This is a genomic window from Arsenicibacter rosenii, assembly GCF_001870735.1.
Lineage (GTDB): Bacteria > Bacteroidota > Bacteroidia > Cytophagales > Spirosomataceae > Arsenicibacter > Arsenicibacter rosenii.
On the sequence record NZ_MORL01000002.1, the window covers coordinates 201,827 to 228,291 of the forward strand.

22 protein-coding genes are annotated in these 26,465 nt (G+C 52.2%); 11 read left to right on the forward strand and 11 right to left on the reverse strand.

Annotation, left to right across the window (positions count from 1 at the left end; all coding sequences use genetic code 11):
- Nucleotides 1-83: 83 nt before the first annotated feature.
- Together BLX24_RS04805 and BLX24_RS04810 are read left to right on the forward strand one after the other, a co-directional pair.
- The gene (locus tag BLX24_RS04805; protein WP_071501958.1) at nt 84-2,549 is read left to right on the forward strand and encodes a zinc-dependent metalloprotease; all 2,466 of its coding nucleotides are present in this window, start codon (nt 84-86) and stop codon (nt 2,547-2,549) included.
- Nucleotides 2,550-2,700: 151 nt separating this feature from the next.
- On the forward strand, nt 2,701-4,086 hold the full coding sequence (locus BLX24_RS04810) for a hypothetical protein (protein WP_071501959.1): 1,386 nt from the start codon (nt 2,701-2,703) through the stop codon (nt 4,084-4,086).
- 100 nt (nt 4,087-4,186) lie between these two features.
- On the opposite strand, the gene BLX24_RS04815 is transcribed toward BLX24_RS04810, so the two are convergent.
- Complete coding sequence (locus BLX24_RS04815) at nt 4,187-5,602, reverse strand: FAD-dependent oxidoreductase (RefSeq protein ID WP_083421805.1); 1,416 nt, start codon at nt 5,600-5,602, stop codon at nt 4,187-4,189.
- 379 nt (nt 5,603-5,981) lie between these two features.
- Between BLX24_RS04815 and BLX24_RS04820 the strand changes: the two genes are divergently transcribed.
- From BLX24_RS04820 to BLX24_RS04830, 3 genes are all read left to right on the forward strand, one after another.
- Nucleotides 5,982-6,674 (forward strand): glycosyltransferase family 2 protein, encoded by a 693-nt coding sequence (locus tag BLX24_RS04820; RefSeq protein ID WP_071501960.1) that lies wholly within the window; start codon nt 5,982-5,984, stop codon nt 6,672-6,674.
- A 38-nt stretch (nt 6,675-6,712) separates the two neighbouring features.
- Complete coding sequence (locus BLX24_RS04825) at nt 6,713-8,203, forward strand: cellulose synthase family protein (RefSeq protein WP_071501961.1); 1,491 nt, start codon at nt 6,713-6,715, stop codon at nt 8,201-8,203.
- Between the two features lie 69 nt (nt 8,204-8,272).
- On the forward strand, nt 8,273-9,583 hold the full coding sequence (locus tag BLX24_RS04830) for an MptA/MptB family glycosyltransferase (protein ID WP_071501962.1): 1,311 nt from the start codon (nt 8,273-8,275) through the stop codon (nt 9,581-9,583).
- Nucleotides 9,584-9,628: 45 nt separating this feature from the next.
- On the opposite strand, the gene BLX24_RS04835 is transcribed toward BLX24_RS04830, so the two are convergent.
- Nucleotides 9,629-11,233: a SulP family inorganic anion transporter gene (locus BLX24_RS04835; protein WP_071501963.1), complete on the reverse strand. Its 1,605-nt coding sequence runs from the start codon at nt 11,231-11,233 to the stop codon at nt 9,629-9,631.
- Nucleotides 11,234-11,651: 418 nt separating this feature from the next.
- Here BLX24_RS04835 and BLX24_RS04840 point away from each other — a divergent pair, with 418 nt between their 5' ends.
- Nucleotides 11,652-12,653: a YhdH/YhfP family quinone oxidoreductase gene (locus tag BLX24_RS04840; protein ID WP_071501964.1), complete on the forward strand. Its 1,002-nt coding sequence runs from the start codon at nt 11,652-11,654 to the stop codon at nt 12,651-12,653.
- 92 nt (nt 12,654-12,745) lie between these two features.
- Here the strand turns inward: BLX24_RS04840 and BLX24_RS31595 are convergent, their stop codons facing one another.
- Both BLX24_RS31595 and BLX24_RS04850 read right to left on the reverse strand, forming a co-directional pair.
- Nucleotides 12,746-14,533, reverse strand: coding sequence for a M56 family metallopeptidase (locus tag BLX24_RS31595; RefSeq protein ID WP_083421806.1), 1,788 nt, complete (start codon nt 14,531-14,533; stop codon nt 12,746-12,748).
- A 9-nt stretch (nt 14,534-14,542) separates the two neighbouring features.
- Entirely contained in the window at nt 14,543-14,905 is a 363-nt protein-coding gene (locus tag BLX24_RS04850) for a BlaI/MecI/CopY family transcriptional regulator (RefSeq protein ID WP_071501965.1), read from the reverse strand.
- A gap of 261 nt (nt 14,906-15,166) precedes the next feature.
- Between BLX24_RS04850 and BLX24_RS04855 the strand changes: the two genes are divergently transcribed.
- Nucleotides 15,167-15,643 (forward strand): gliding motility lipoprotein GldH, encoded by a 477-nt coding sequence (locus tag BLX24_RS04855; RefSeq protein WP_071502310.1) that lies wholly within the window; start codon nt 15,167-15,169, stop codon nt 15,641-15,643.
- Nucleotides 15,644-15,696: 53 nt separating this feature from the next.
- Nucleotides 15,697-16,326 (forward strand): LON peptidase substrate-binding domain-containing protein, encoded by a 630-nt coding sequence (locus BLX24_RS04860; protein ID WP_071501966.1) that lies wholly within the window; start codon nt 15,697-15,699, stop codon nt 16,324-16,326.
- Nucleotides 16,327-16,393: 67 nt separating this feature from the next.
- Here the strand turns inward: BLX24_RS04860 and BLX24_RS04865 are convergent, their stop codons facing one another.
- On the reverse strand, nt 16,394-17,545 hold the full coding sequence (locus BLX24_RS04865; RefSeq protein ID WP_071501967.1) for an AI-2E family transporter: 1,152 nt from the start codon (nt 17,543-17,545) through the stop codon (nt 16,394-16,396).
- Nucleotides 17,546-17,567: 22 nt separating this feature from the next.
- On the opposite strand from BLX24_RS04865, the gene BLX24_RS04870 reads away from it, so the two are divergent.
- Together BLX24_RS04870 and BLX24_RS04875 are read left to right on the forward strand one after the other, a co-directional pair.
- Nucleotides 17,568-18,422: a TolB-like translocation protein gene (locus BLX24_RS04870; protein ID WP_071501968.1), complete on the forward strand. Its 855-nt coding sequence runs from the start codon at nt 17,568-17,570 to the stop codon at nt 18,420-18,422.
- Nucleotides 18,423-18,565: 143 nt separating this feature from the next.
- Entirely contained in the window at nt 18,566-19,273 is a 708-nt protein-coding gene (locus BLX24_RS04875; protein ID WP_071501969.1) for a response regulator transcription factor, read from the forward strand.
- Nucleotides 19,274-19,391: 118 nt separating this feature from the next.
- On the opposite strand, the gene BLX24_RS04880 is transcribed toward BLX24_RS04875, so the two are convergent.
- The 5 genes from BLX24_RS04880 to BLX24_RS04900 all read right to left on the reverse strand — a co-directional run bounded on the left by BLX24_RS04880 (nt 19,392) and on the right by BLX24_RS04900 (nt 23,363).
- On the reverse strand, nt 19,392-20,741 hold the full coding sequence (locus BLX24_RS04880; RefSeq protein WP_229201703.1) for an Nramp family divalent metal transporter: 1,350 nt from the start codon (nt 20,739-20,741) through the stop codon (nt 19,392-19,394).
- A 67-nt stretch (nt 20,742-20,808) separates the two neighbouring features.
- The gene (locus BLX24_RS04885; RefSeq protein WP_071501970.1) at nt 20,809-21,477 is read right to left on the reverse strand and encodes a hypothetical protein; all 669 of its coding nucleotides are present in this window, start codon (nt 21,475-21,477) and stop codon (nt 20,809-20,811) included.
- Nucleotides 21,478-21,561: 84 nt separating this feature from the next.
- The gene (locus BLX24_RS04890) at nt 21,562-22,257 is read right to left on the reverse strand and encodes a hypothetical protein (RefSeq protein WP_071501971.1); all 696 of its coding nucleotides are present in this window, start codon (nt 22,255-22,257) and stop codon (nt 21,562-21,564) included.
- Nucleotides 22,258-22,337: 80 nt separating this feature from the next.
- On the reverse strand, nt 22,338-23,012 hold the full coding sequence (locus BLX24_RS04895) for a hypothetical protein (RefSeq protein WP_071501972.1): 675 nt from the start codon (nt 23,010-23,012) through the stop codon (nt 22,338-22,340).
- 9 nt (nt 23,013-23,021) lie between these two features.
- Nucleotides 23,022-23,363, reverse strand: coding sequence for a PadR family transcriptional regulator (locus BLX24_RS04900; protein ID WP_071502312.1), 342 nt, complete (start codon nt 23,361-23,363; stop codon nt 23,022-23,024).
- Nucleotides 23,364-23,471: 108 nt separating this feature from the next.
- Here BLX24_RS04900 and BLX24_RS04905 point away from each other — a divergent pair, with 108 nt between their 5' ends.
- Nucleotides 23,472-25,310 carry an ABC transporter ATP-binding protein gene (locus BLX24_RS04905; protein WP_071501973.1) on the forward strand — a complete coding sequence of 613 codons (1,839 nt, stop codon included), beginning with the start codon at nt 23,472-23,474 and terminating at the stop codon, nt 25,308-25,310.
- 94 nt (nt 25,311-25,404) lie between these two features.
- Here BLX24_RS04905 and BLX24_RS04910 read toward each other — a convergent pair whose 3' ends face one another.
- On the reverse strand, nt 25,405-26,427 hold the full coding sequence (locus BLX24_RS04910) for a helix-turn-helix transcriptional regulator (RefSeq protein ID WP_071501974.1): 1,023 nt from the start codon (nt 26,425-26,427) through the stop codon (nt 25,405-25,407).
- Between the last annotated feature and the right edge of the window lie 38 nt (nt 26,428-26,465).

Sequence of the window (26,465 nt, forward strand, 5' to 3'; positions counted from 1 at the left end):
AACACGATTAAAGCCACAGGGAAGCGCTAAATAACGGAACATTATTCGGTTTTTACTATATTCGGCAGTTAACAAACTGCTGCATGAAAACACGATACCCGACCCGCTTTACTGCATTCCTGACAATTTGCTTTTCTCTTTTTGCTCTTTCCGTTTCTGCCCAGACCATTGCGGCCTTCACGGCTGGGATGGATAAAAAAGATGGCTTCATGCCGTTTTACTGGGATGCTAAAAAAGGTAAGATATACCTCGAAATCGGTCAGTTCGATACTGAATTTCTGTATTTCCCGTCGCTGGCACAGGGCGTTGGCTCCAATGATATCGGGCTGGACCGTGGCCGGCTTGGCGATGAACACGTCGTTAAATTCCAGCGTACCGGCCCCAAAGTGCTGCTCACAGAGGGCAACTCGCGCTACCGGGCCATCACCAATGACCCGCTGGAGCGCCGGGCTGTAGAGGAGTCATTTGCCAAATCGGTTCACTGGGGCTTCGATGTGGTGGCCGAAGAGGGGGGCCGCGTACTGGTTGATCTGACGCCATTCCTGATGCAGGATGCCGTCGGGGTCACGCAGGCCATCACTCAAACCCGTCAGGGCAGCTTCCGGATGGACCAAAGCCGGAGCGTGATGTACTTGCCGAATACCAAAAACTTCCCGCAAAACACCGAATTTGAGGTTACGACTACTTTTACCGGCGATAATGCCGGTCAATACCTGCGCTCGGTGGTGCCGACAGCGACGATGGTGACCGTAAACCAGCACCATTCGTTTGTGCAGCTGCCTGATAACAAGTATCAGGTTCGGGAGTTTGACCCGCGCATCGGCTACGGCGGCATTGAGTATTTCGACTATGCAACGCCGGTTGGCCAGCCGATCATGAAACGTTACATTTCGCGCCACCGGCTGGAGAAAAAAGACCCGAAAGCGGCCATCAGCGATCCGGTAAAACCAATTATTTATTACCTCGATCCTGGTACGCCGGAGCCGATCCGGACAGCACTGCTCGAAGGAACGGCCTGGTGGAATCAGGCCTTTGAAGCGGCTGGCTACCGGAATGCGTTCCAGGTAAAACTGTTACCGGCCGACGCCGACCCGATGGACATCCGGTATAACCTCGTGCAGTGGGTACACCGCTCGACGCGGGGGTGGTCGTATGGGGCCAGCGTGATCGACCCGCGCACGGGCGAAATCCTGAAAGGCAAGGTAACCCTGGGCTCGCTGCGTGTCCGGCAGGATTACCTGATTGCGCAGGGGCTCGTGGGTAAGTTTGAAGGCGAAACGCCGCCCGCCGATTTCAATGACAACTCCGAGATGATGAAAATGTCGCTGAACCGTCTGCGTCAGCTGGCGGCCCATGAAGTCGGGCATACGCTTGGTTTGCCGCACAACTATGTGGCCAGCACCCAGGCGCGGGCATCGGTAATGGATTATCCGCACATGGTGGCTAAGCTCAAGGGCGCAACCGTTGACCTGTCGGATGCCTATGCGCTCGGCATCGGCGATTACGATAAGTGGAGCATCATCTACGGCTATCAGCATTTCCCTGACGGTGCCGACGAGAAAAAAGAACTGACGAAAGTCGTTGAGCAGATGCACGCCAAAGGCCTGACGTTTCTAACCGATCAGGATGCGCGGCCGGAGGGGAGTGTTCACCCGAAAACGCACTTGTGGGACAACGGCGCTGATGCGACCGACGAGCTGAAACGCGTCTCGGAACTCCGCAAAGTGGTGCTGAGCAACTTTAACGAGAAGAAAATTCCGGTCGGAACGCCGATGGCAACACTCGAAGAGGTGTTTGTGCCGATGTATATGTTCCACCGCTTCCAGACCGAAGCCACGGCGAAGGTACTGGGCGGCATGAACTACACCAATGCCTTACGTGGCGACGGGCAGCCGGTGCTTTCTTTTGTGTCGGCCGATGATCAGACGAAAGCGCTGAATGCGCTGTTGTCGACCTTGACGCCGCAGTTTCTGGCGGTGCCGGATGCCGTGCTGAAGCAGATTCCGCCGCGCGCGTTCCGGTATAATCCAAACCCGCGCGAGGTATTCAAACGCCACACGGGTCTTTCGTTTGATCCGCTTGGCCCGCCGGAAGCGGCTGCCGGCATGACTATCCGCCTGCTGCTAAACCCTGACCGGGCAGCGCGTCTGGCGCGGCAGCCGGCCTTTGATGCCAAACTGCCGGGACTGGATAAGGTAATCAGCGCGCTGGTGACGGCGACGTTCGGGGATGCGAAGACCTTTGCTGCCCAGAAACAGGATAAAACCTACGCGGGGGATATCCGCCGGATGGTACAGCAGAAAGTGGTCGAGCATCTGATTCAGCTGGCCGTAAATAAGGAAAATGATGTACCGGCCCGCGCCGCTGCTCACGAAGCCTTAATGCAGATTAAACAGACGTATCCGCAGAGTTTTATGGGCTGGATTATCCGCCAGTACGAAGAAAATCCGGACAGTGTACCGCTGACACCAACGCTGACACCGCCGGATGGTCAGCCGATTGATCCGGGTCAGGAATGGCTGCAACCCGATTGCGAATGGGTAAAATGATCATTATTTAATCCGCTTTTAAGCGGAATTCAATAATTTTTTAACAGTTTCGTGAAGCAAGTCCCCTAATTTTGGACAGACCATTCACAAGCCTTTTGAAAAGGAGTTGGTTGAAACAACCAGCTCCTTTTTGTGTATAAAGCCCGTTCGCATGAAATACCTTCTATTCACTTGTTTTATCATCAGTAGTTCGGTTGGGTTTGCCCAGGTACCGTCCGGTCCGGCATCGTCTGGTGCCGACAAATCGGAGCTGAAGTATACCCTGAATCAGTCCGGATCCCATTTCTTTAAGGTTACTTTTCTGAATCAGGCCTGGTTGCGGCTGAATCAGAGTAATCCGGGGACGACGGTTGTCAGTACGCCCAAAGACAATACGTTTGACATTGGCCTGCGCCGGACGCGGATACAACTGTTCGGACAACTGAACGACCGGGTGTTTATGTACTTCCAGTTCGGCATGAATAACTTCAATTACCAGAATGGCTTTCCGGCATTCAATACGGCAGGGACCCCGTCGAACCGGAAGGTGCAGGCGTTCTTCCACGATGCGGTGGGGGAATATCTGGTCTTTAAAAACAAGGACTACCTGAAAATCGGGGCCGGTCTGACGGTCGTCAACGGGCTGTCACGGTTTAGCCAGCCGAGTGTAACGACGATTATGACCATGGATGTGCCGGTGTTTGCGCAGGCTACCGTCGACCAGACCGATGAGTTCTCGCGGAAGCTGAGCCTCTACGCCCGTGGGCAGGTCGGGCGGGTTGATTATCGGTTTGCCATCAGCGATCCCTTCCCGATTCAGACCAACGGGGCCGCACCACCGGCCTTGTCGCCCTATTCGACCTTTGCACTGAAAGGACACACAAAGCAGTTTCAGGGACTGCTGCTCTACCAGTTTTTCGATAAGGAAAGCCATCAAAGCCCCGGCTACATGACGGGCACCTATCTGGGCAAAAAGAAGATTTTTAACCTCGAAGGCGGGTTTATCACCCAGAAAAACGCGATGTGGCACCGCGAAGGCACCACCGATACCACGTACTCAAACCTGAACCTGTGGTCGGTGGCGACGTTTCTGGATATGCCCCTCAACAAGGCGAAAGGGACAGCCATCAGCGCCTATGCCGGTTATTTTAACATGAACTATGGCCCGAATTATCTCCGTTACAACGGTATCATGAATCCGGCGACCGGCTCGTCGGTGGCCTTGCCGGGTGTGTCGGGTATTCAGGGCAATGCCTTTCCGATGTTCGGTACCGGCAAGGTAATGTATGCGCAGGTCGGCTACCTGCTGAAGCAGGATCTGTTCGGAGCGGGCAACGGTACGCTGATGCCTTATGCGCAGGCGCAGCTCGGTTCCTACGAACGGCTGACGAAAACGGCCGGCGTTTGGAATCTCGGCGTGAACTACCTCATCCGCGGTCATAACAGCAAGCTATCCCTCGATTACCAGAACCGGCCGGTCTATCAGGCCGAAGGCACCAAACTTGCTCCCACGGGCCGCCGTGGTCAGCTGGTGCTGCAATATCAGGTATTTATCTGATGTTGATCTGACAGGGTTGCCGTTTTAGAGAAAACGTGAGGCCTTTTTGGAAAAAAACACTTCCCGTCAGAAGTTAACACGGCTGACGGGAAGTTATAATTTATCGTGTCAGATACTCTCTTACGCCATAGCTTGCCACTACGCCTTCCCCTGTGGCGGCAGCTACCTGGGCAATTGCGCCAAACCGCACATCGCCTGCCGCAAAGATGCCGTCAACATTAGTTTTATTGAGTCCTTTCGTTAGAATATGTTTGCTTTGAGAGAGATTCAGAAGGCTTTCGTAAGGTCTGGTGTTTGGTTGTAATCCAACGAAAATGAAAACGCCGTCTGCGGACAGCGTCATGGTACTTCCGGTTTGATTATTTTTTATCGTCGCGGACTGGAATATTCCTTTGGTGTTGGCATGAAATGCCGTTACCGCATGATTCAGATATACGTCAATATTTGAAAAAGCAGCTAGTTTTTCGATGTAGGTTTCGGTCGCAGAGAAGCGTTCACTACGATGAACAATACTTACTTTTTTACAAAATCCTGCCAGAAACATTCCTTCTTCCAAAGCGCTGTTGCCGCCTCCTATCACAATAACTTCTTTATCCCTGTAAAATGCGCCATCGCATGTAGCACAGAAATGCACACCTGAACCAATCAGCTCGTTTTCGCCTTCGACTCCCAGTGTCCGGTAAGTACTTCCGGTAGCAATCACGACAGATTTACCCTTATAGGTGTTCGTCCCGGTATATATTTTAAAGAAATCATCTGACTTTTCGATTGACGTAACATCTACGCCTGTTTCTATTTTTGTACCTAGCGTAAGGGCTTGTTCTGCCATCTTATCCATAAGTTCAGGGCCTGATATTTCTTTAAACCCCGGATAGTTCTCTATCTTTTTAGTAATAAAGGCATTACCTCCTAAATTCCTTTTTTCTAAGAGCAGGGTATCAAACTTATCCCTCTGAGCATAAATGGCTGTAGTTAATCCTGCTGCCCCGCCACCTACAATCACCACATCATAGATTCTTTCATCGGCGGCTTTGTCTAATGCCAGTACTTCGGTTAAGACGGCATTAGACGGATTGGTATAAGCAGTATCATTGATCAGAATGGTCGGAATAATACGCTTGCCGTTATTAATGTTCATCACAAAGCCAGCAGCTTGCGGTGTGGTATCGACATCAACAAACTGAAAGTTAATTTGATTGTCCTGTAAAAAGCGTTTTGCCCGTCGGCAGTCCGGGCACCAGTCAGCCCCGAAAACGATAATTTTTCCCTGTTTATTGACTCCTGTAATTTTTGCGAGCTGATGGTTTTGAGGATTTGTATAGGGGCGCCCCGCAATAATCAAGGTGGGGATGATTCTTTTACCATTATTGATTTCTTCTACGACTGCCGATGCTTCCGGACTAACATCTACGTTAATGTATTCAAAATCTATTTGATTCTGTTCTAAGAACTCTTTGGTACGCCGGCAGTCCGGACACCATGCTGCGCCGTACATCGTTATTTTTTCCTGAAACATAGTACTTCTTTATGGTTAATTACCTGATTTCACCTTATTACTTCGATGGGCATCTTTTGTGATATCAGTAAGTTTTCTGCTCTTCTTAAGTTGTCCATCAAGTAATAAATCATATGATTTGTTACTGTATTGAGACTGATAAAGCAAACCGGCGTCACCGGACTGTAAGCGTTATGTGGTTATATTGACATATAAAACAGGTTAATGGTAGGTTCTGTTGATCTTAAGGTTATGCTTTTCATGTAAAGACTACAAGATTCCGGAAACGGTAAGTAAAGGCATAAATACCCGCTGCGGATATGGATGACGATTCAGAGATATCTTTTTTATTGACCGAACTCTTCTCATTTTTACAGCCTGAATCATCAAAAGCACTATTTTGGCGCGTCCTGAAATTGTTGTGATTATTCCCGCCTTCAACGAAGAGCGGTCGATTGGTAAGGTGGTGCGCGAAATTCCGGCCGCGTGGGTGCAGGAAGTCATCGTCGTAAACAACAATTCACGCGATCAGACGGCGGCGGTAGCGGCTCAGGCGGGAGCAACCGTGCTGCATGAAGCCGTGCAGGGCTATGGCCGTGCGTGTCTGCGGGGTATCGCCTACGCTCAGAATCGTGAACCAAAACCAGACATTGTCGTTTTTCTGGATGCTGACTATTCCGATTATCCGGAGCAGTTGCCGCAGGTGATCGACCCGATCCTGACCGGTCAGGCCGATATGGTCATCGGGTCGCGGGCACTGGGCAACCGGCAGCGCGGTTCCATGACGCCCCAGCAGCTGTTTGGCAACTGGCTGGCAACGAGGCTGCTGCGGTGGCTATATGGTGTGCGGTATACCGATCTGGGTCCGTTCCGGGCCATAAAATTCAGTAGCCTGATGGCGCTGGACATGCGGGACCAGAATTATGGCTGGACGGTAGAAATGCAGGTGAAAGCCGCCAAAAAAGGCCTGAAAACCACCGAAGTACCGGTCAATTACCGGCTGCGCATCGGTGTATCGAAGGTTTCCGGAACGGTGAAGGGAACCGTCATGGCCGGATACAAAATTCTGACAACGATTTTTAAATACCGGTAGTTTGGCTACTGCCGGCAGGCAAGCTGAGACCAGACCACATGGAAGTTATTATACTGATACTGTATGGATTAGCACTCTTGCTGCTCTTTGTTTATAACCTCGGGCAGCTGAGTCTGATTTCCATCTACCTGCGTTCTAAGAAAAAGCGCAAGGCCAATATCCGTGCGGCCGATACCATTCCGTGGGAGCAGCTTCCGCCGGTTACGGTGCAGTTGCCGGTCTATAACGAACTGTATGTGGCCGGGCGCCTGATCGATTCGGTCGTGAAACTCCGCTATCCGGCCGACAAACTGGACATTCAGGTCCTCGACGATTCAACCGACGACACCGTTGAGCTCATTGCCCGTAAAGTGGCGTATTATCAGCAGCTAGGTATACCGATTACACATGTGCGGCGGCCGGAGCGGAAGGGCTTCAAGGCCGGAGCGCTGGCTTATGGCTTACAGGAAGCCCGCGGCGAGTTCATCGCGATTTTCGACGCTGACTTTGTGCCCGATCCCGATTTCCTGCTCAAAACCATTCCGAACTTCAGCGACCCGAAGGTCGGCATTGTGCAGACGCGCTGGGAACACCTCAACGAAGATTATTCGCTGATGACGCAGCTACAAGCCTTTGGCCTGAATGCCCACTTTACCATCGAACAAAGCGGCCGGTATGCCGGCGGCTATTTTGCCAACTTCAACGGCACCGGCGGGGTCTGGCGTCGGGCGGCAATCGACGATGCGGGCGGGTGGCAAAGCGATACCCTGACCGAAGACCTCGACCTGAGCTATCGGGCGCAACTCCGTGGCTGGACATTCAGTTACCGCGAAGATATCGGGTCGCCGGCCGAATTGCCCGTAGCCATGAACGCCATCAAATCACAGCAATATCGCTGGATGAAGGGAGCCGCCGAATGCGCGCGTAAGAATTTCGGCAAGGTGCTCTTTGCAAAACATACCTCGCCGGCGGTTAAAATACATGCGTTTCTGCACCTGTTCAGCAGCGCCACCTTTATTCTGGTGCTGGTCCTGGGCGTGCTGAGCGTACCGTTGCTCTACATCCGGGCCAATCATCCGGACTGGGAGCTTGTCTTCTACGTCATCAACTTTTTTCAGTTCAACCTTTTCATTCTGATTACGTTCTACGGACTACCCTATTTTGTGCTTTCCCGCAAAAATAAAGCGCTCGTTTTCTGGTATTTCCCGATGTATTCGTCGCTGATGATGGGCTTATCACTGCACAACACGATTGCGGTAGTAGAAGGGTATATCGGCCGTAAAACGCCGTTTGTCCGGACACCTAAGTTCAACGTCAACAAAGCCGGTGAACGCTGGAACGGCAATAAATACCTGGGCAAAGGCCTTTCATGGCTGACGTTTGCGGAAGGATTACTGGCCGTTTACTTTGTGTGGGGCATGTCGTCGGCGTTTCTGCTCAACGATTTCCGGATGATCTTTCTGCACCTGATGCTGGCGGTGGGCTTTGGTATGGTCTTTTTTTATTCGCTGAGTCATTCAATGGCCATCCGCCGGCGTAACTTTGCCTGAGGTGCGGCCGATGGTATGCAATCGACACCAACCCGTCATCATCCAACTGTACTGTGATTAACCCATTGCATGACCATCACTCCATTCCGTGTGGGCTGGCTTATTTTGTCGGCCTGTTTATATGCGCTGGTAGGCTATAATACGCCCCGTGGCCAATTTCCGATGCTGGCGGGCTTTGCCCTGTTCCTGTTCTGGGGATACCTGCTCCGGATTCGTACCCTGACCGACGACACCCGCCCCGACCGGTTTTTGTTCATGGCGGCCATCCTGTTCCGTCTGCTCCTGCTATTGGCCCCGCCGCAGCTTTCCGACGATTATTTCCGGTTTATCTGGGACGGGCGACTCGTTGCACAGGGATTTAACCCATACCTGTATTTGCCCGGGACGATCGTAAATGCGGTTTCCGGCCTGGACGAAGTGCTGCTGCAACTCCTGAATTCGCCGAATTATTACACGGTTTATCCGCCGCTGAACCAGCTGCTTTTCGGGCTGGCAGCGACGCTGTCGCCCGGGAGCATTGAAGGGTCAGTATTCTGGCTGCGTATTCCGGTGCTGCTGGCTGAGACAGGTTGCCTCTGGCTTATGGTACAGTTGCTGAAAGAAACGGGCAAAAATCCGAATCTGGCGTTGCTCTACGGTCTCAATCCGCTGGTTATTCTGGAACTGACGGGCAACCTGCATTATGAGGGCGTAATGGTCTTTTTTGTTCTGCTGGCTGGCTGGCTCCTGATCCGTGGGCGGCTGGTACTGGCAGGCGGGGCTATGGGGCTGGCCATTGCGACCAAGCTCTTGCCGCTGATTCTGCTGCCATTGGCCATTCGCTGGCTGGGCTGGCGCAGAGGCATGCTGTTCAGCGTCATCAGCCTGGGGGTAATGCTGCTGCTGTTTATCCCGTTTTTTTCGCTGGAACTAGTGCAGAATCTGTTCAGCAGTCTCAATCTTTATTTTCAGAAATTCGAGTTTAACGCCAGCGTCTACTACCTGTTTCGCTGGCTGGGTTTCCGGCTACTGGGCTATAATGCCGTGGCGCTGATCGGCCCGATGTTATCCATCACTACGTTTGCCGGTATTCTATGGTTATCGTGGCGGAATGAAGCGAATCAACCGGCTCTGCTGATGCGGCTTGCAGGTATACTGACGCTTTATTTCCTGATGGCCACTACCGTGCATCCGTGGTACCTGACAACGCTGGTGGCTGCGGCCGTTTTTGTGCCGGTGCGGTATCCGCTGATGTGGTCGGGGCTGGTAATCTTGTCGTACGCAACCTATCAGACCATGCCTTATCACGAAAACCTGTGGTTCACGGCCTTTGAATATAGTGCATTACTCCTGTTTGCTGTGCGGGAATGGCAGCAAAAAACCGTCCCCCCGGACGCATAGCAGGCATGCTGCACGGCCAGGGGGACGGTTGGTATTCACACAAAATCAGGCCACAACGGCGTCGCCCTTTTTCTTACGGGCGGCAAGCTGATGCGACGATACCGGCACGTGTCCGTCGAGGCCGACCAGCTCAACGGTCCCGCCATTGATTTCATAATCATGTTTGAAATGCTCCAGGTTCTCCATCACCGTATGATCGATCAGGCGGGTATTCTGGAGGTCAATCGTTACGTTTAACCCCTCCGGAATAGCTGCTAATGTCTGCTTAATGCCGAGATAATTGGTAAACACAGCCGCTTTACTGATACGTACCAGATACGATTTTTCGGTAAAGGATACGTCAATCGGCGCCTTAAACATGGCCGATGCCGGTTTTCCGTTGATCAGGTTAATGATAATTTTCACGGCCATACCGGCGGCAATGCCTACCAACAGGTCTTCAGCCAGCGTCAAGACAATGGTTACCAGGAAAATCAGCAGTTGCTCCTTGCCGATTTTAAACGTGTGGATGAATTCTTTCGGATGGGTCAGGCGGATACCAACCGTAATGAGCATGGCTGCCAGGGCCGTATTCGGAATCAGTTCAATCCACTGTGAGGCTACCAGCACGAAAACCAGCATCCAGAACCCGTGGAAGAAATTAGCCCACCGTGTTTTGGCCCCGTTGGCTACGTTGGCCGAACTCCGCGCCACCTCCGAAATCATGGGCAAACCGCCCAGAACCGCCGCCAGCGTGTTGCCGATACCAACCGCAATCAGGTCGCGGTTCATGTCTGACTTCCGGCGGTAGGGGTCCAGCATATCAATGGCTTTAACCGTCAGCAAGGATTCGAGACTGCCTACCAGTGCCACCATAATTACGTATTTTACAAAAATACCCGTCTGACTCAGGCCACCAAAGTCAACGTTCACCTTTACGCTGTCCATCAGGTTACCGATGTGTACGAGGGCGTAAGTCGGTTCGGTGTGCTGAAAGTCAAGTACCAGCTCGGCCGGAATCGAAAAGGCCAGTACAACCAGAGGGGCGGGGACTTTTTTCAGAAAGGAGTCGTTACGCAGGTAAGGCCAGAGCAGCATAATACCTAGACTGACGAGGCCCACAAACGTGGCTTTCGGATCGAGGTGGGTAATGCTGGCGGGAATCATGCCCAGCAGTTCCAGCGGTCCTTTGCCTTTGGTGACGGCAGGGTCAATATCTAACAATACGTGAACTTGTTTGGCGATGATAATCAGGCCGATTGCCGCCAACATGCCATGCACGGCCGACAGCGGAAAAATGTCGGCCAGTTTGCCAAGTTTAAAAACACCGAAAAGAATCTGAATCAGACTACCAACCAGCATGACGCCTAAGGCCAGATGCCAGCCTTGCTCGCCGCCGCCAAACTCCGTTACGGCACCGGCAACAATTACAATCAGACCGGCTGCCGGTCCTTTAATCGTCAGACGGGAGCCAGCTATCAGGCTGACCAGAATGCCGCCGATGATAGCGGTTACTAAACCCATCAAAGGCGGAAATTCGGACGCTTTAGCAATCCCAAGGCTCAACGGTAAGGCCAGCAGGAATACAGAGAAACCGGAAAGTGCATCCGTAACGCCGTTTTGGGCTAAGCCAGCCAGCCCGTCCTTTGGTAATTCATTTGTCGGTTTCATAGAAAAGTACCGGATGTTGGGTTTATTTTTATACGCAGCCCTACGGCAGCCTGTAGACGATGTATCGCAGGTGTGAGCAGATTGGTCTGAAAACATACATCGTCAGTGCACAAATATAAAATCCGACATATGCGGACACATTAAAAGCGCCTTAATTGTATGAAAGAAACGTTTAGAAAACGGCGAATTTAACCGGGTTTTAATATGCTCTTGCCGATATCTTTCTTTAAATCAATATGAGCGCTGAATAAACCTGAAAAAAGTTGGGACGAAGACCGTTTTTTAATCTTGACCGAGGTGTTGATACCAATTAAGCTGATAAAAGATTTTTTGGGAAATACATATGTAAATGAATTTTATAGTCACATAATCAGTTGTTTAGCTTTTTGTAGTTTGTCCCTTTTTAATGCGTTTTAAGATGGAAAAAGACTTTGACTGTTTGTTGATTACGGAAGTAGAGCGGGGGAAATATGAAACGACACTCACTACCCGGAATACGTCGCAGTTACCGCAGGGAGACGTGCTCATCCGGGTTCATTATTCGTCCCTGAATTTTAAGGATGCTCTGTCGGCTTCCGGAAACCGTGGTGTAACGCGGCATTATCCGCACACGCCCGGTGTCGATGCGGCCGGTATTATTGAGCGGTCGAACCATCCCGGTTGGCGGTCCGGAGAGGCGGTAATTGTTACAGGGTTCGACCTGGGCATGAACACCAGCGGCGGCTTATCGCAGTACATTCGTGTACCGGCGCAGTGGCTTGTCCGGCGTCCCGAAAACCTGACCTTAGCCGAGAGCATGATGTACGGAACGGCTGGTTTTACAGCGGCACTGAGCGTTGCTGCCCTTCAGCGCAACGGCGTTACGCCTGATAAAGGCCCGGTTGTGGTGACCGGCTCAACCGGCGGCGTCGGCTCAATTGCGATTGCCATGCTGGCCAAACAGGGCTATCCGGTGGTGGCTGTCAGCGGGAAGACATCGGCCACACCGTTTCTGAAACGCCTTGGGGCAACCGAGGTGATTCCGCGGTCGGAGCTCGAAGAAGCGTCGGGCAAAGCCTTGCTGAAGACCCGTTTTGCGGGCGCCGTAGATACTGTTGGGGGCGTGATGCTGGCTAATGTGATCAAAAGCACAAACTATGGCGGTACGGTTACCTGTTGCGGTATGGTTAGCGGCGGCGATCTGCCGATCACCGTTTTTCCGTTTATTCTGCGGGGCATTCAGCTGGTCGGCATTGATTCGGTGGAGTTTCCGCTGGCAGAACGGGCGGCCATCTGGGAGCGGATGGCCACGGATCTGAAACCGGCTGACCTGCCGTCGCTCTGCCACGAAATCGGTCTGGAAGCCGTTCCCGACAGTCTTCAGAAAATTCTGCAGGGCGGCATGCAGGGCCGTGCTCTCGTCCGGATTGATCAGGGATAACCACAGAGTAGCACAAAGTTCAGGTACGGAGTAACACAGTTTATATGGCTTCTCTGTGCTACTCCGTGCGCGAACTCCGTGTTACTCCGTGGCTAAAAGTCTCCCTGGTAAAACGGACTGAATACGTAATAACTGCTGTCACGTTGGGCGCGTTTGGGTTCCGTCTGAATATGGAGTTCAAAACGTGGAATCCGGCTTTCGTCGGCCCGCATCCAGTCATAGTAGGGTTGTTCGCGCGTGTATACCCGCAATACTTCGCGGACATGCACGGTTTCTACATCGTTCGGGGTCGCTTCCAGCCCGTTGATGGTAATGTATACATCAGACTTTGCCTCATCCAGTACCTTCAGGTAATCGTCTTTTCTCCGTTCGACCAACGTCTTTTTATTGTGAAAAAACATGGCTTCCAGCAGGGAGTTCATCGTATACATAAACGATTTGCCGTAAATATTATCAGTGAGAGCCGCTGCTGTCAGCATATTGGCATACGCCTGACGCTCATGGGTAGAAGGTAAAGCATTTTCACTGGTTTCTATCAGTAGACGAAAGGATTGAGGATCAGCCTTGTACTTGTCAGAAAGATCCGGATTTTCTATTTGCTGCATAACAAACAGCTCTTTTACCTGATTATAGGCAAGCCGGTTGACAGCTTCCTTGCCGGCTTCTTTCCCGTTGATAAAGTAGCGGGTATCAAATTCATGTTTCGGCAAAACCAGTAAGTGGTTGTCTTTCATGCCAACAACCACCGGCTCCGGTTGATTTACCGGTTTTGAGGAGTTAAGGGAAGGAGCCACTGTGGTAGTCAGCTGATTAAGGAGTTTATCGGCAGCAGGTTTGACTTTATAGAACGTAAAAATGGTTGACCAGTGCTTTGTCTGCTCTAATTCCACCACCAGTCCCCGCGTGGGATTGGTGGCCGGAATGGCATTCTTTAGTGGTTTGTTCTGATCGTTATCGGTTCGCTGGCAAGCCCAGAACGACAGGATACCCAGCCCGATAAACAGGCCGTACCGCCATGCTTCGCTCCATCGTTCGGATTGCGTGCGGTTAATCATGCTGATCCGGCTTTTCAGGTCTGACTGGCTGAAGTTATTGGCCACCATCAGCGGTACGCCTCCCAGCGTGGCCTTGACCAGATGAAACTGGTAGGCACGGGCATCGACACCTTCGGCCAGAACTGCCCGGTCGGCAAGGTATTCGAGGGTTTGGTGAACAAGCCTCTTGAAGAGCCAGATGGCCGGGTTAAACCAGAAAAGAATGCATAGCACCTCCGCCGCCAGTGTATCGACACTATGCCATTGCCGGACATGGACCCGCTCGTGCCTTAGAATGTGTTCCTGTTCAAACGGTGAGTGATGCGCCGGATTCAGAACAACCCATTTGAAAAACGAAAACGGCGATGTGGTTTGGGGGGAGATAACAAGCGTAAAATCGTCATATTCTTCGTGTGGAGACCGGTCAATAAGGCGGCTGAGCGATCGCAGCTGAAGCGCCAGCCGGAGCAGCAGCACCAGCGTCACAATGCCGTAAAGCGCCGCCAGGCCGGTGAGCCATGGCAATGTTTCCGTAACCGGCCGGCTTAGCCGCACACGGTAGCTTTGCTGGTTAGGATAGGTAATGATCACCGGCGCATCTGCCGGCGAATACCGGGATTGCTGCGTTGTAAATACCGCCGTTGTTTTTTTGATCGCGTTCCGGACTGGCGCCGGCCGGATATCCGGTAAGTCAATCAGCGGGAGTAAAAGGGCTGCTCCCAAACCCGCCCACAGCAGCAGACGGTTGGTCTGGAAAAAGGTCAGGTTCCGGAGCAGCACGTAATAGCCCAGACTAAACGTAATCAGCAATAGGCTGATTTGCAGGAGGTAGGCTAAAGGATTCATGGTGTGTGATTAGTCTCGTTTTTCGATCATCTTTAAAATCTCGCGGAGTTCATCGGCCGAAATCTTTTCGTTTTGGGCAAAATAGCTTACCAGATTTTTATAGGAATTGTCGAAATAGTCGGTTACCACTTTTTTCAGCACAAACCGGTTCTGATAATCCTCCTTGCTGATGATGGGGTAATACTGGTGCGTGTTGCCGTAGGCACGGTGTCCGACATACCCCTTTTCTTCCAGATTCCGGACAATTGTCGAAACCGTATTGTAATGCAGCGGAGGGTCTGTAAAGTAGGGCAGCATGTCTTTCACAAACGTGTGATCGAGTTTCCACAGTACCTGCATTACCTCCTCTTCTTTCGCCGTTAGCTTCTCCATAGTTGATTCGGATAATTAGTGAGACGAAAGTAAAACTATTTGTTTCGTTTACAAACTATTTTTGTCGTTTTGGTCACCGCTTTTATCGGATGGTATTCTGAGGAGACGGTAAGAGGACAAAAGCTGGCTTGCTGTATTTGTTTTTATGATGCCAGACAATCAGAAATAATCAAAAAACGTTTAAAACGGGTACCTTTGTTATCCGTTAGTCAGCCGTAGAGGTATTTGACTAACACTGTATTACGCTTTATGATCATGACGATGAAAAAAGTATTGGGGGGACTGGCAGTTATCAGCACGCTGTTGACTGGATGTGACCCGAATACCGTATACAATGCCTATGAAGATATTGATGACGGCGCCTGGTATGTGAAGAATGAACCGAGGTTTGACTTCACAATTGATGATGCGTCTATCCCGTACAATATCTATTACAATCTGCGGAACAGCTTGTCCTACCCCTATTATAACCTGTATCTGACGCGCTATCTGACCGATGATAAGGGTAAGCTGATCGAATCCCGGCTGGACGAGCTGCTGCTTATGGATCCGAAAACGGGTGAACCCCGGGGCGAAGGCTTAGGTGATCTGTTTGACCATAAAGTACTTATAAAAAGCAAATACCGGTTTCCAAAGCCCGGAAAGTATACCATCCGGATTAAACAATACATGCGGCAGGATCCGCTGCCTGAGGTATTAAGCGTCGGTATTGCTGTTGAAAAAGCGATTCCGCAGTAAAAACGAAGTTTATGTAAGGTTCACGGAGAGCCGGTATCAGTTATGAGAAGCGTATGAAAAAGACCTTACCTTTGTTTCCGTTGAATCTGATCGCCTACCCCGGCGAAGATCTGAACCTACATATTTTTGAGCCCCGTTACCGGCAATTGGTCAACGAGTGTCTGGAAGAAGAGAAGACCTTCGGGATTCCGGCGTTTATCGGTAACAAGATGCCGGGGTGTGGTACAGAAATGCACATTACCGCCCTGGCTAAACGGTACGATGACGGCCGGATGGATATCAAAACCAAAGGCGTTGGTGTGTTCCGGCTGCTTGATTTTGTGAATCCGGTACCGGGCAAGCTGTATGCGGGTGGCGATGTCGAAATGTTGCCGGCAGGAAATAGTATCGGCGCGCATGTGCAGGAGTTAATGGAACATCTGCGGCGACTATACCAACTCTTGCAGACGGCCGTTGATTTTGATCCGGAACAACCTGATTTCTCCTTCCGGATTGCCCACAAAATCGGATGTTCGCTGGAGCAGGAATATGAATTGCTCACGATTGCGGATGAAAGCGAGCGACAGTTATTTCTCATTGAGCACCTGAAACGGGTTACGCCGGTGATTGCCGATATGGAAGAAACAAAGCAGCGAATCCGGATGAACGGGCATTTTAAAAACTTTGACCCGCTTGACTTTTAGGCGTCCGGGGATGCTGATAAACGACGATGCCACGCCTGATTAACAGCGTGGCATCGTCGTTTGAAACTTAGTCTTTCTCTTCAACCTTGCCAATATTACGGACCCGTTTGGGTAGCTGCTCGGCCAGTTCTTCGATGTTTTTGATCGGCGGTCTTGGCTTTTCGGCCTCCCCAAGCAGGAAACCGTAGGGCTTCAGCGGCTCAATGGAATCGAAAATAACCTTGATTATGGCGGTCATCGGTAAGGCCAGGATCAGGCCGGTCAGTCCCCATAACTGGCCCCATAAAATCAGGACGATAATGGCGGCCAGCGGATTGATGCTCACTTTAGAACCGACGATATAAGGTGTAATAAAATTGCCTTCGAGTACCTGCACAAACAGGAACACGCCGATAACACCAAGGGCAACCAGCGGATTATCATTGGTGACGAGTGTAAACAGCGACGGCAGCACCGACCCGATGGCAATGCCGAAATACGGAATCAGGATGAGCACTGCCCCGAAGAAGCCGAAGAAAACGGCATAATCGACACCGAGGATCAACAGGCCGACCGTATTGAGGGTGCCGACAATCATGATCACCAGCACCAATCCGGCCATGTAATCTTTTACAACGGTATAGATGCGGTGGAAGACCGTGTCTATTTTTGCACGGCGTGTGTGGCCGAAAACCTTGTAGAAAAACGACCGGAAAAAGTCGCGGTACAACAGAAAAAAGAAGATGTACAACGGCATCAGCGAGATGGTCGACAAGGTATTGGTGGTGGCCAGCAAGGTGGATGTCAGAATGGTCCCGGCCTGCGCTACGGAGTTATTGAGGTATTTCCGGACTTCAGAAACCTGCCGCTGGCGGTCAATGTTGAAATTACGCGTGGCATAAGTCTGGAGTTTGTTCAGCAGGTCGTTGCCGCGCTGTATAATTTTGGGCGCTTCCTGCGCGAACTCACCAATCTGGCCATAGACCAGGGAGCCCAGCCCATAGACAACGGCCAGCGCCAGCACCAGACAGATGATGATGGCAACCACCCGTGGTACGCCGATTCGTTCGAGCCGGATGCAGAGCGGAAAGAGCAACACCGATAACAGAATCGAAAAAACAAGCGGAACAATAACGTCCTGCAGCATATAGAGCCCATACACAATAATCACGATTGAGATGAGCACAAAGGCTAGTTTAGCGTAAAAGGGAAGCTGTACTTCCGGTGAACGAGAATCCATAATACAAGTATAGCGCTTTCGTATGCACTCCTTTTTGATTTTTTTATTTACGATGAAAGTGGCGCTTTGTTCCTGTAAAACGGAGGTGAAACAGAGCGGCTTTACCCGGCAGCGGTCTTTCTATGAAGTAAGCCGTATCGGACAACTAACAAATGCCGTGAACGAATGTTCAGGAATTGTATACAGAGGGATTGACCCGGCCACGGGCCGGCGGCTGTTCTGGGCACATAACGACAGCGGTGGCCGGCCGGTATTGTATGGCGTGACCGACAACGGGCAACTGGTAGATTCTCTGGTGGTCGCCGGGGCTACCAATACCGATTGGGAAGACATTGCCGCACAGGACGCTACGACCGTTTTTATCGGCGACATCGGCAATAATGCCGGTTCCCGCGAACGGCTGACCATTTACCGGCAACCGCTGCACGGAGCGTCTGCACCGGACCGGATCACGTTTCGCTATGCAGATTCGGAAAAGCCCGCCGATCCGCAACGGCATAACCGTGATAGCGAAGCACTGATCTGTTTTAACGGCAACCTGTATGTGTTTTCAAAAAACCGGTCCGGGAAGTTTGTGCGTATGTATCGTATGCCTGCCGGAGCGGGAACATACGAGGTAAGCACACAGGATTCGGTTTACCTGAAGAGTATGGTAACCGGTGGTGCCATAAGCCCCGACGGAAAGCAGTTTGCCCTGGTAAGCTACGGGAAAGTTTTCCTGTTTGGGATCACGTCAGATGTGCTTACCTTTAAACAACCACTGGCCTGTCTGCGGATTCCGCGCGGGCAAACAGAGGCGATTTGCTACGTGTCGCCGACGGAACTGGTGATGGCCAATGAAAAGGGAAAACTGTTCCTGATACGGCCGAAACGATAGGAGACGGCCTTATAAAGGCGTTGCCATTCAGGGACTTATGGGCGGACGGGTCGTTAAATAATTGTTAAGAATCGCTTCCTGATTCGTAACATACGCAGGAAGCCATGTAATTTCGGGTCACTACAAAAGCAAACTGCTAGATGATGAGTGCAACCAAGGCTTCTCAACAGCCACATCGCGTGCTGGTCGTTGACGACGATACCGATATTGTTGAGTTGCTGGAATACAACCTGACAAAAGAAGGGTATGACGTTCGGACGGCCAACGATGGGCGTAAAGCGCTCGAAGTGGCGAAAACGTATTTTCCCGAACTGGTTCTGTTGGATATTATGATGCCGCAAATGGACGGTATCGAGGCTGGCCGTCAGATGCGGGATATTCCGGAAATGCGGCAGGCATTTATTTTGTATCTGACGGCCCGTTCGGAAGAATATTCAGAAGTAGCGGCCTTCGAAATCGGTGCCGACGACTACATCACCAAACCGATTAAGCCGCGTGCGCTGATGAGCCGCATTAATGCGCTTTTCCGGCGTGAAGCCCAGAAGGCAGACCCGGGCGACCGCGTCGAAATTGCCGGACTGACGATCAACCGCAAAAACTACTCGGTGAACCTGCCGGACGGCCGCTCAGTGATTTTGCCGAAAAAAGAATTTGAACTGATTTTCTTCCTGGCCCAGCATCCGAACAAGGTGTTCAGCCGTGAAGAACTGCTCCAGAAAATCTGGGGTGCCGACATCTACGTCCTCGAACGGACGGTCGATGTACACATCCGCAAACTCCGCGAAAAACTCGGCGAAACCTACATCCGGACCCTGAAGGGTGTCGGCTATATGTTTACCGACGAAGAGTAAAGCCGCAATATCTTACGGCTCAGTGTATAGTGGTGGCACGACTTGGAGTCGTGCCACCACTTTTTTATGCGATGAGACGCAATATATTGCGTCTGTACGATTGATTAATAGATGGCTGTCAGAGCGAACAGGCCCCGTAGATACTGACGGCGAGAATGGCGGTGAGGCTGGCCCAGAACCAGAGGTTGTAGCCAAACGAAGGGTTGAGGTTGGCGGGCAGCTGCCGGTAGCGGAACTGCCAGGCGGCCCATGCCACGACCAGCAACAGCACCGAGGTAGCCGCTCCGCCGAGCAGAATCATCAGGACGGGCAGTTTGATGAACAGAAACAGCAGGCACCACACCGCCGGAAAGGCCCAGGCCAGGGTCGCAATGGTTTTTTTGCGGGTGACCTCGTCGTGGTACGCCATCCAGCCGATTTGCCCGAAGGCGTCTCCGAAAATACGTGCCCAGCTGGCTGTAGCGGTGAACAGCGTTGAGTACAACACAAAAAAAGCGCCAATCAAAAACATGATTTTTGCACCCGGACCCAGCGTGACCGTGAAAAGCCGCGACAGCGTTTCGACCATGGCATAGCCGTCGGGTACCTGGCCGCTTTCGTGCAGCAGCGATGCCCCGAGCAGGTAAAAGGCTGCCGTAACGGTGGTGTATACCACCATGGAACAGAGCGCGTCGAGGGTCATGACCCGAATCCAGCCTTTAGCGCGTTCGGTCCAGACCGGTGTGTCTTCGTAAGGGCCGGTATAGCGCGCATAGCCTTTTTCAATACACCAGTAATTGTAGTACATGATCTCGTCGCCCCCGACGCCCGTAATGCCGAAGGCACCGATGGCTACCCCGACGGCGGCGGGCGGGAGCCTGAAGGTGAGCCCTTCGGCCAGTTGGTCGCCCGTGATGGCATAGGTGGTATATTGCAGCAACAGCAGCGACAGCAGAATCATGGCTGTGAAGAGGATGATCATGACCAAAGAGCCTTTTTCGACCCAGCCGTAGCGCCCGCCAAACACAAGAATGGCCGCCGATGCCGCCGATAACACTGCCCAGACGTTGACTGAGATGGCCGGCATGGCCATGTGCAGCACCAGCGCGACTCCGCCGACGATACCGCCCATTTGCAGAAGTTTCAGTGTTTGCAGCGATAGCCAGATCCAGATGGTGCTGTGGATGCCGCCGATGCGCCAGCCCGCCAGCCGGTTCAGCGACTGCATGGTGGTGAGGCCGGTATAAATGGCGTTTTTGCCGAATTCGAGCTGGAGCGCCACTTTAACAAAGCAGCTGACCAGAATCACCCAGAACGTGACGAAGCCGGCTTTGGCCCCGAGTGCGGTGGTGGCAATCAGCTCGCCGGAACCGACGATAGCGGCCGACAGGATAAAGCCCGGACCGAGGTGACGGAGCTGTCCCGAAAAGGTAGTGGGAGCGGGCCGGATGCCGGTTTGGATACTGGTTACAGGTACTTCGGATTGCACGGCGAAAGCGGGTTTAGGTTTATTCCGTAAACGCGTTTTTGCCGGTAAACTACTGTTTGCGTAGGAGTTAAGCGACCTTATAGCTAAACCGTTCGTAGGAAAGCTGGATAAAACTGACGGTGTACAGGATGGCAATAAAACCAAGGGCTGCTCCCGCACTGGCATAGCTTTGCAGGAAATTCCGGACGAGGTGTGCGCGGTCATCTGTCAGAAAAGCCGGTAGATTGAGCATTAACTGAAAGATATTCAGATAGGTGGCGCCGGTTTTGTTCAGGTACTCAACGGCAATCCTGCGCTGTGCACTATTCTGGCCTCTGCTACTATTCCGGATGAACAGCTGTACGACAAAGCTCAGTACACCTAACCCGAAAATAGCGGTGACGAGCCACTTCGCCGGTATAAATAGCGCCGCCTGATAGGCCATAACAGCAATCAGCAGGGTCGTAACGAGGGTTGGCCAGCGGAAGTAGCTTTTAACAATGGCTTTGTGGCGGGCCGCAATCTGTTGCCGGAGCGACTTGACGAACTGCTCCTGCAACCGTTGAATGCCTTCGCCGGAGCCCATGTCGGCCCATGCCCATCGGCTGGCGTCTTCAAAGGTCAGACCATTGGCCATTTTCTGCTCCGTCAGGGCTGCATAATGATCAAGCAGCTCATCGAGAATTTCGCTGTATTCGATGTTGGCAAGGGCCTGCAGGTCGAAGCGTAATGTGTTAAGTTGGTCGGTGGTCAGCATGGTTGTTTGGTTTTTTAGGGCGGATTACAAATCCGCGGTTAGGGGCTTTCGGATGTGTACATCCGAAAGAGCAGCGAGGGGCCTTTATCCGTGTTTTGGGGTGGACAGGGTACTGCCTTTTTTCGGGAAAAAGAACTTGCGCATGGTGAATATGATCGCGATGTAATACACCACACACAGGGTTTGTAACAAGGTATTGATCATCAGGCTGATTTCGCGGGCGTTATACACCGATAGCCCTGAAAGCCAGTATTTATTGACAGCGAGCAGGGCCAGACTGAGGCCGTAGGCGAAGACGAAAAAAGAGGGCGTCGGGGCAGTGACACTGATGGTGGCAGGGCGCAGGAGGGAAATTGCGGCGGTCACCATCGCCGATAGTATCGTAAAGCCAACATACCAGATTGCAATCATAAAAAAGCCGTCTACGTATTCGGATGCACCGGCAAAGGTATTCAGTACCAGTAACGTGCAGAGTGTCAGCGGTACCAGTGGCCAGCGGTCGCCCTGCATCATGCGGCGGACTTCGCGCCACACCATCGTATCGAGGTGTTTCGCTTTTTCGGTTTGGTACGTCTCCTCCATGGACAGCAATCCTTTCCGTTCGCCAAACGAATGATGGACATTGGCGAGGGCACTGTCGAATGCCTGTCCGTTGGCCACCGCTTCGGTGATGGCGTTGGCGTAATGGTCGGTTAGTTCGGCGATGAGGTCTTCGTTGAGCAGCCAGTTGTCCTTGCGCAGGTGACGGTCAATGGCGGCGAGTTGGTCGTTGGTCAGCATGGCGGTTTGGTTTTTTAGGGCGGATGACAAATCCGCGGTTATGGGCTTTCGGATGTTCACATCCGAAAGAGCGGGGTTAATCAGCGTTTAGACGTCAGATATTGTAGAATGGGATTCCTGCTAAATGAAATAATAGCGACTAACAGGTATCCGATCAGTGCCAGGGTAAAGAGAAGTGTTGTACCGAGAGTCATAGCAGGCGTATAATCGCTGTTGATACTTATGGCTAGCCAATTAATAGGGATGTTTAAGGCAATACTCAATACGATATTGCTAACCCGTTCAATACCTGAACGTTTGCGTTTTAACTGACTTGCAGGGCCAGCCCACCAGTTCAGTTTGGTGAAGAACGGCAGGCCGATGAGCGTAAAGAAAATCGAGTGAACAGCAATTAGTGCCAGGAAGCCATTCAACTGGTAGGTGCTGAGTACGGTATGGATTCCGTAGGCCACTAGACCAATCAGCAGTACGTAAGGGGACAATAAAAGTAGTCGGGCTGCCTGCTTCACTGCCAGCCATGCTGCTGTATAGCTGTTTTTGATGAAAGCGTCCTCCATTGTCAGCAACCCTCTCCGCCCGCCAAAGGATTGATGGATACCAACAAGGGCATTATCAAACGACTGGCCCTGCTCCATCGCCTCGGTAATGGCGTTGGCGTAATGGTCGGTAAGTTCGGCGATGAGGTCTTCATTGAGCAGCCAGTTGTCCTTGCGCAGGTGACGGTCAATGGCGGCGAGTTGGTCGGTGGTCAGCATGGCATCAGGTTAAAAAGAAGGTTTCAGGTTCAGCAGCGTCTGCAGGTTTTCGACAAAGGCCGTCAGCTCCGAAATGCGCGAGGCCGCCTGCTTGTGGCCGTCTTTGGTGAGGGAATAATACTTCCGCACCCGTCCCTCAACCACCTGCGTTTCCGTTGTCAGCAGTCCTTCGGCTTCCAGCTTGTGCAGAGCCGGATACAGTGCCCCCTCCGTAATCGTCATGTCGCCCGCAGTCAGCTCCTTCACCTTCTGCGTGATCTCATAACCATACATTTTCTCACGGTCTTCCAGTAGCTTCAGGATGATGACCGACAGGCTACCCTTGAGTAATTGTTGATTGTTCGTACTCATGCTGCAAGTATACATCGAACTGGAGTATACCTCCAAATCTTAGGTATAGTTTTTTTTACGATTTGCGTTGAAATCTTTCCGACCTTTGCGGTTTAATAGTAGCTGACTTTGAAAACATATTTTCGATTACTCTCTTTTGCCAAACCACTCGGGTCTTTTCTGGCACCGTTCCTGATAACGTCGCTGTTGGCCAGTCTCTTTGGCGTGCTGAACTTTGCCCTGCTGATTCCCTTGCTGAATGTACTTTTCGATCAGGTCAGCCCTGCCGACGTACAGAAAATGCTCAGCCAGCCGGCGCCGGAGTTTTCGCTCAGCACCTCGCCGACGACCTATTTTCAGTATTACTTCAATCAGATTTTTCAGGAATACGGGAAGCTCGGGGCGCTGAAATACACCTGTGCCATCATTGTGCTGTCGGTGTTGCTCAACAACCTGTTCAAGTACCTCTCTGTCCGCCGCTTAGAGGCGTTCAAGGCGCGGATGGTGGCTCAACTCCGCGAAACGGTGTTCGACCGGGCGGTCCGGCTGCACCTCGGTTTCTTCTCCAACGAGCGCAAAGGCAACCTGATTTCGCGCATCATGACCGACGTGCAGGAGGTCGAAAACTCAATTGCCAACTCGCTGTCGGCCGCCTCCAAAGAACTCTTTCTGCTGATTGCGTACCTCGTGATGCTGTTCAACATCTCGGTGTCGCTGACGTTGTTTGCCTTTCTGGTGATTCCGGTATCGGGCATTTTTATCTCGTCGCTCGTGCGGCGGATGAAGCGGGATGCGCAGGCCGGTCAGCAGCGGCTGAGCGGGATTCTGAGCATTCTGGACGAGACCTTCGGTGGTATGCGGGTCGTGAAAGGTTTTAATGCCGAATCGTTTGTGCTGGGCAAATTCCGGCAGGAAAACGATGCCTACCGGTCGTCGGTGCGGTCGCTGGCCAATCGCCGGGAACTGGCCTCGCCGTTTTCGGAATTCATGGGCGTATCGGTCGTGGCGGGTATTTTGCTGTATGGCGGCGGGCTGGTGCTGTCGGGGCAGTCGGAGCTGTCGGCCTCGGAGTTTATCGCTTACATCGCTATTTTTTCGCAGGTGACGCGGCCGGCCAAGGATATTTCCAATGCCTTCAGTGCCTCACAGCGCGGCCTGGCCTCGGGCGAGCGCGTACTCGAACTGATTGATACGCCGTCGGCAGTGCAGGACAAGCCGGATGCGGTGGCCATCAGTCAGTTCCGCGACCGGATTTCGGTGCAGCAGGTCTCGTTTGAATACGAAAAAGGCTTACCCGTGCTGAACGATATCAGCTTTGAACTGGTCAAGGGCAAAACCATTGCCCTCGTCGGCTCGTCGGGGGGCGGTAAGTCGACCATTGCCGATCTGATTCCCCGCTTTTACGATCCGACGGCCGGGCAGATCCGGATCGACGGCATCGACCTCCGCGACTGCACCACCGATTCGCTGCGGGCGCAGATGGGCATCGTTACCCAGGAAAGTATTCTGTTCAACGACACCATTTTCAACAACATTGCTTTTGGCAGCGACGCCACGGAGGAGCAGGTGATGCAGGCGGCCAAAATTGCGAACGCCCACGAGTTTATCATAAACCAGCCCAATGGCTACCAAACCGTAATCGGTGACCGGGGTGGCCGGTTGTCGGGTGGTCAGCGGCAGCGGCTCAGCATTGCGCGGGCAGTCCTGAAAAACCCGCCGATCCTGATTCTGGACGAAGCGACGTCGGCCCTGGACACCGAATCGGAAAAGCTGGTGCAGGAAGCCCTGACCCGGCTGATGGCCAACCGGACCACGCTCGTGATTGCCCATCGCCTGAGCACAATTCAGCACGCCGACGAAATCCTGGTCGTCCATCAGGGCCGCATCATCGAACGCGGCCGCCACGACGAACTGGTCCGGCTCGACGAAGGCTTCTACCGCAAACTCAGCTCCATGCAGAGCGTTTAGGGGGAATGGATAATGAATAATGAATAATGAATAATGAATAATGAATAATGAATAATGAGGGTCATCAAGAACATTATCCATTTTACATTATTCATTATCCATTCTTTTCCTCATACCCCACCAATGCCTCCCGCATGCGCCGTTTCATAATTTGCCGGAGGCGTTCGGGTTGCAGCACAATCATGCCTTCGCCGAAACCCAGAATCTCCTTCTCCAGCTCGAAATTGTGCTGCACCTTTAGCTGAATGACGATGCCGTCCGGTCGGCGTTCCACCACCTGTTGCGAGTGGTGCAGGGGTTTGGTCTCCACATACGGTGCATGCAGCCGGTTGACGAACAGTTTAATGAGCAACGGCCGCAAATGCTGACTGACCGACACGCCGATCACATAGCGGTAAAACAGCTCAGGGTCAATGGTTTCGTTGGCAATGTATTCGCTGCTATGATCAGGTTGGATGGTCAGAATCCGGTCGAGGGCCAGGTTATAGATGTGCCCGTTCTGCGCACGGACGCCCACGGCAAACCACCGGTTTTTAAACTCTTTCAGCCACCAGACATGAAATAAGAACGTTTGAGGTTGCCGCGCCGAAAACGACTGATATTCCATCTGCACGGGGTGTTTGTGGATAATGGCCTGGTAGAGCTCGTCCAGAAAATGCAGCCCCTTTACGTTTTCGTTCTTCTCAAAATCAATCACCGGAGCCGACTTCCGGGCCGTTGAATACACGTGGTCTTCCAGTTTCTGTACCACTTCATTCAGCGCCGTGAAGTGTGAAAAGCCCTTGAATTGTTTCAGTACCTCAACGGCCTCATTCATGCGCGCCAGGTCACCGTCCGACAGCGGGATGTTGGTGATGCTGTAGGCAGGGTCTTCGTAGGTATAATACTTTTTCTCCAGCACAATGATCGGGGCAAAATAGCCGAGTTTATCACTGCGCATCATCTGAATGTCGGCCTGAACCGTCCGGCGGCTGATGCCCTTGTCGATGCCCTCGTATTCGTAAAGGGCTTCCGACACACAGTCGATCAGGTCGTCGAGGGTCCACCGGCGCTGTCGGTTCCGGAGGCAGGCGTCAATGGCTTTGTAGCGGATGAGGGCGTTGCGGTTGGCAGGCATCGGAAAAAATTTAGCGGAAAGTAGCTTTTTTTTTCATC

Excerpts from the sequence above, each read along its gene's own strand:
- BLX24_RS04885 (WP_071501970.1), bottom strand. The coding sequence starts at position 21,477 with ATGCTGACCACCGACCAACTTAACACATTACGCTTCGACCTGCAGGCC.
- BLX24_RS04860 (WP_071501966.1), top strand. The coding sequence starts at position 15,697 with ATGAAAAAGACCTTACCTTTGTTTCCGTTGAATCTGATCGCCTACCCC.
- BLX24_RS04830 (WP_071501962.1), top strand. The coding sequence starts at position 8,273 with ATGACCATCACTCCATTCCGTGTGGGCTGGCTTATTTTGTCGGCCTGT.
- BLX24_RS04835 (WP_071501963.1), bottom strand. The coding sequence starts at position 11,233 with ATGAAACCGACAAATGAATTACCAAAGGACGGGCTGGCTGGCTTAGCC.
- BLX24_RS31595 (WP_083421806.1), bottom strand. The coding sequence starts at position 14,533 with ATGAATCCTTTAGCCTACCTCCTGCAAATCAGCCTATTGCTGATTACG.
- BLX24_RS04840 (WP_071501964.1), top strand. The coding sequence starts at position 11,652 with ATGGAAAAAGACTTTGACTGTTTGTTGATTACGGAAGTAGAGCGGGGG.
- BLX24_RS04825 (WP_071501961.1), top strand. The coding sequence starts at position 6,713 with ATGGAAGTTATTATACTGATACTGTATGGATTAGCACTCTTGCTGCTC.
- BLX24_RS04850 (WP_071501965.1), bottom strand. The coding sequence starts at position 14,905 with ATGGAGAAGCTAACGGCGAAAGAAGAGGAGGTAATGCAGGTACTGTGG.
- BLX24_RS04805 (WP_071501958.1), top strand. The coding sequence starts at position 84 with ATGAAAACACGATACCCGACCCGCTTTACTGCATTCCTGACAATTTGC.
- BLX24_RS04810 (WP_071501959.1), top strand. The coding sequence starts at position 2,701 with ATGAAATACCTTCTATTCACTTGTTTTATCATCAGTAGTTCGGTTGGG.
- BLX24_RS04900 (WP_071502312.1), bottom strand. The coding sequence starts at position 23,363 with ATGAGTACGAACAATCAACAATTACTCAAGGGTAGCCTGTCGGTCATC.
- BLX24_RS04855 (WP_071502310.1), top strand. The coding sequence starts at position 15,167 with ATGAAAAAAGTATTGGGGGGACTGGCAGTTATCAGCACGCTGTTGACT.
- BLX24_RS04895 (WP_071501972.1), bottom strand. The coding sequence starts at position 23,012 with ATGCTGACCACCGACCAACTCGCCGCCATTGACCGTCACCTGCGCAAG.
- BLX24_RS04815 (WP_083421805.1), bottom strand. The coding sequence starts at position 5,602 with ATGTTTCAGGAAAAAATAACGATGTACGGCGCAGCATGGTGTCCGGAC.
- BLX24_RS04870 (WP_071501968.1), top strand. The coding sequence starts at position 17,568 with ATGCACTCCTTTTTGATTTTTTTATTTACGATGAAAGTGGCGCTTTGT.
- BLX24_RS04865 (WP_071501967.1), bottom strand. The coding sequence starts at position 17,545 with ATGGATTCTCGTTCACCGGAAGTACAGCTTCCCTTTTACGCTAAACTA.
- BLX24_RS04890 (WP_071501971.1), bottom strand. The coding sequence starts at position 22,257 with ATGCTGACCAACGACCAACTCGCCGCCATTGACCGTCACCTGCGCAAG.
- BLX24_RS04910 (WP_071501974.1), bottom strand. The coding sequence starts at position 26,427 with ATGCCTGCCAACCGCAACGCCCTCATCCGCTACAAAGCCATTGACGCC.
- BLX24_RS04875 (WP_071501969.1), top strand. The coding sequence starts at position 18,566 with ATGAGTGCAACCAAGGCTTCTCAACAGCCACATCGCGTGCTGGTCGTT.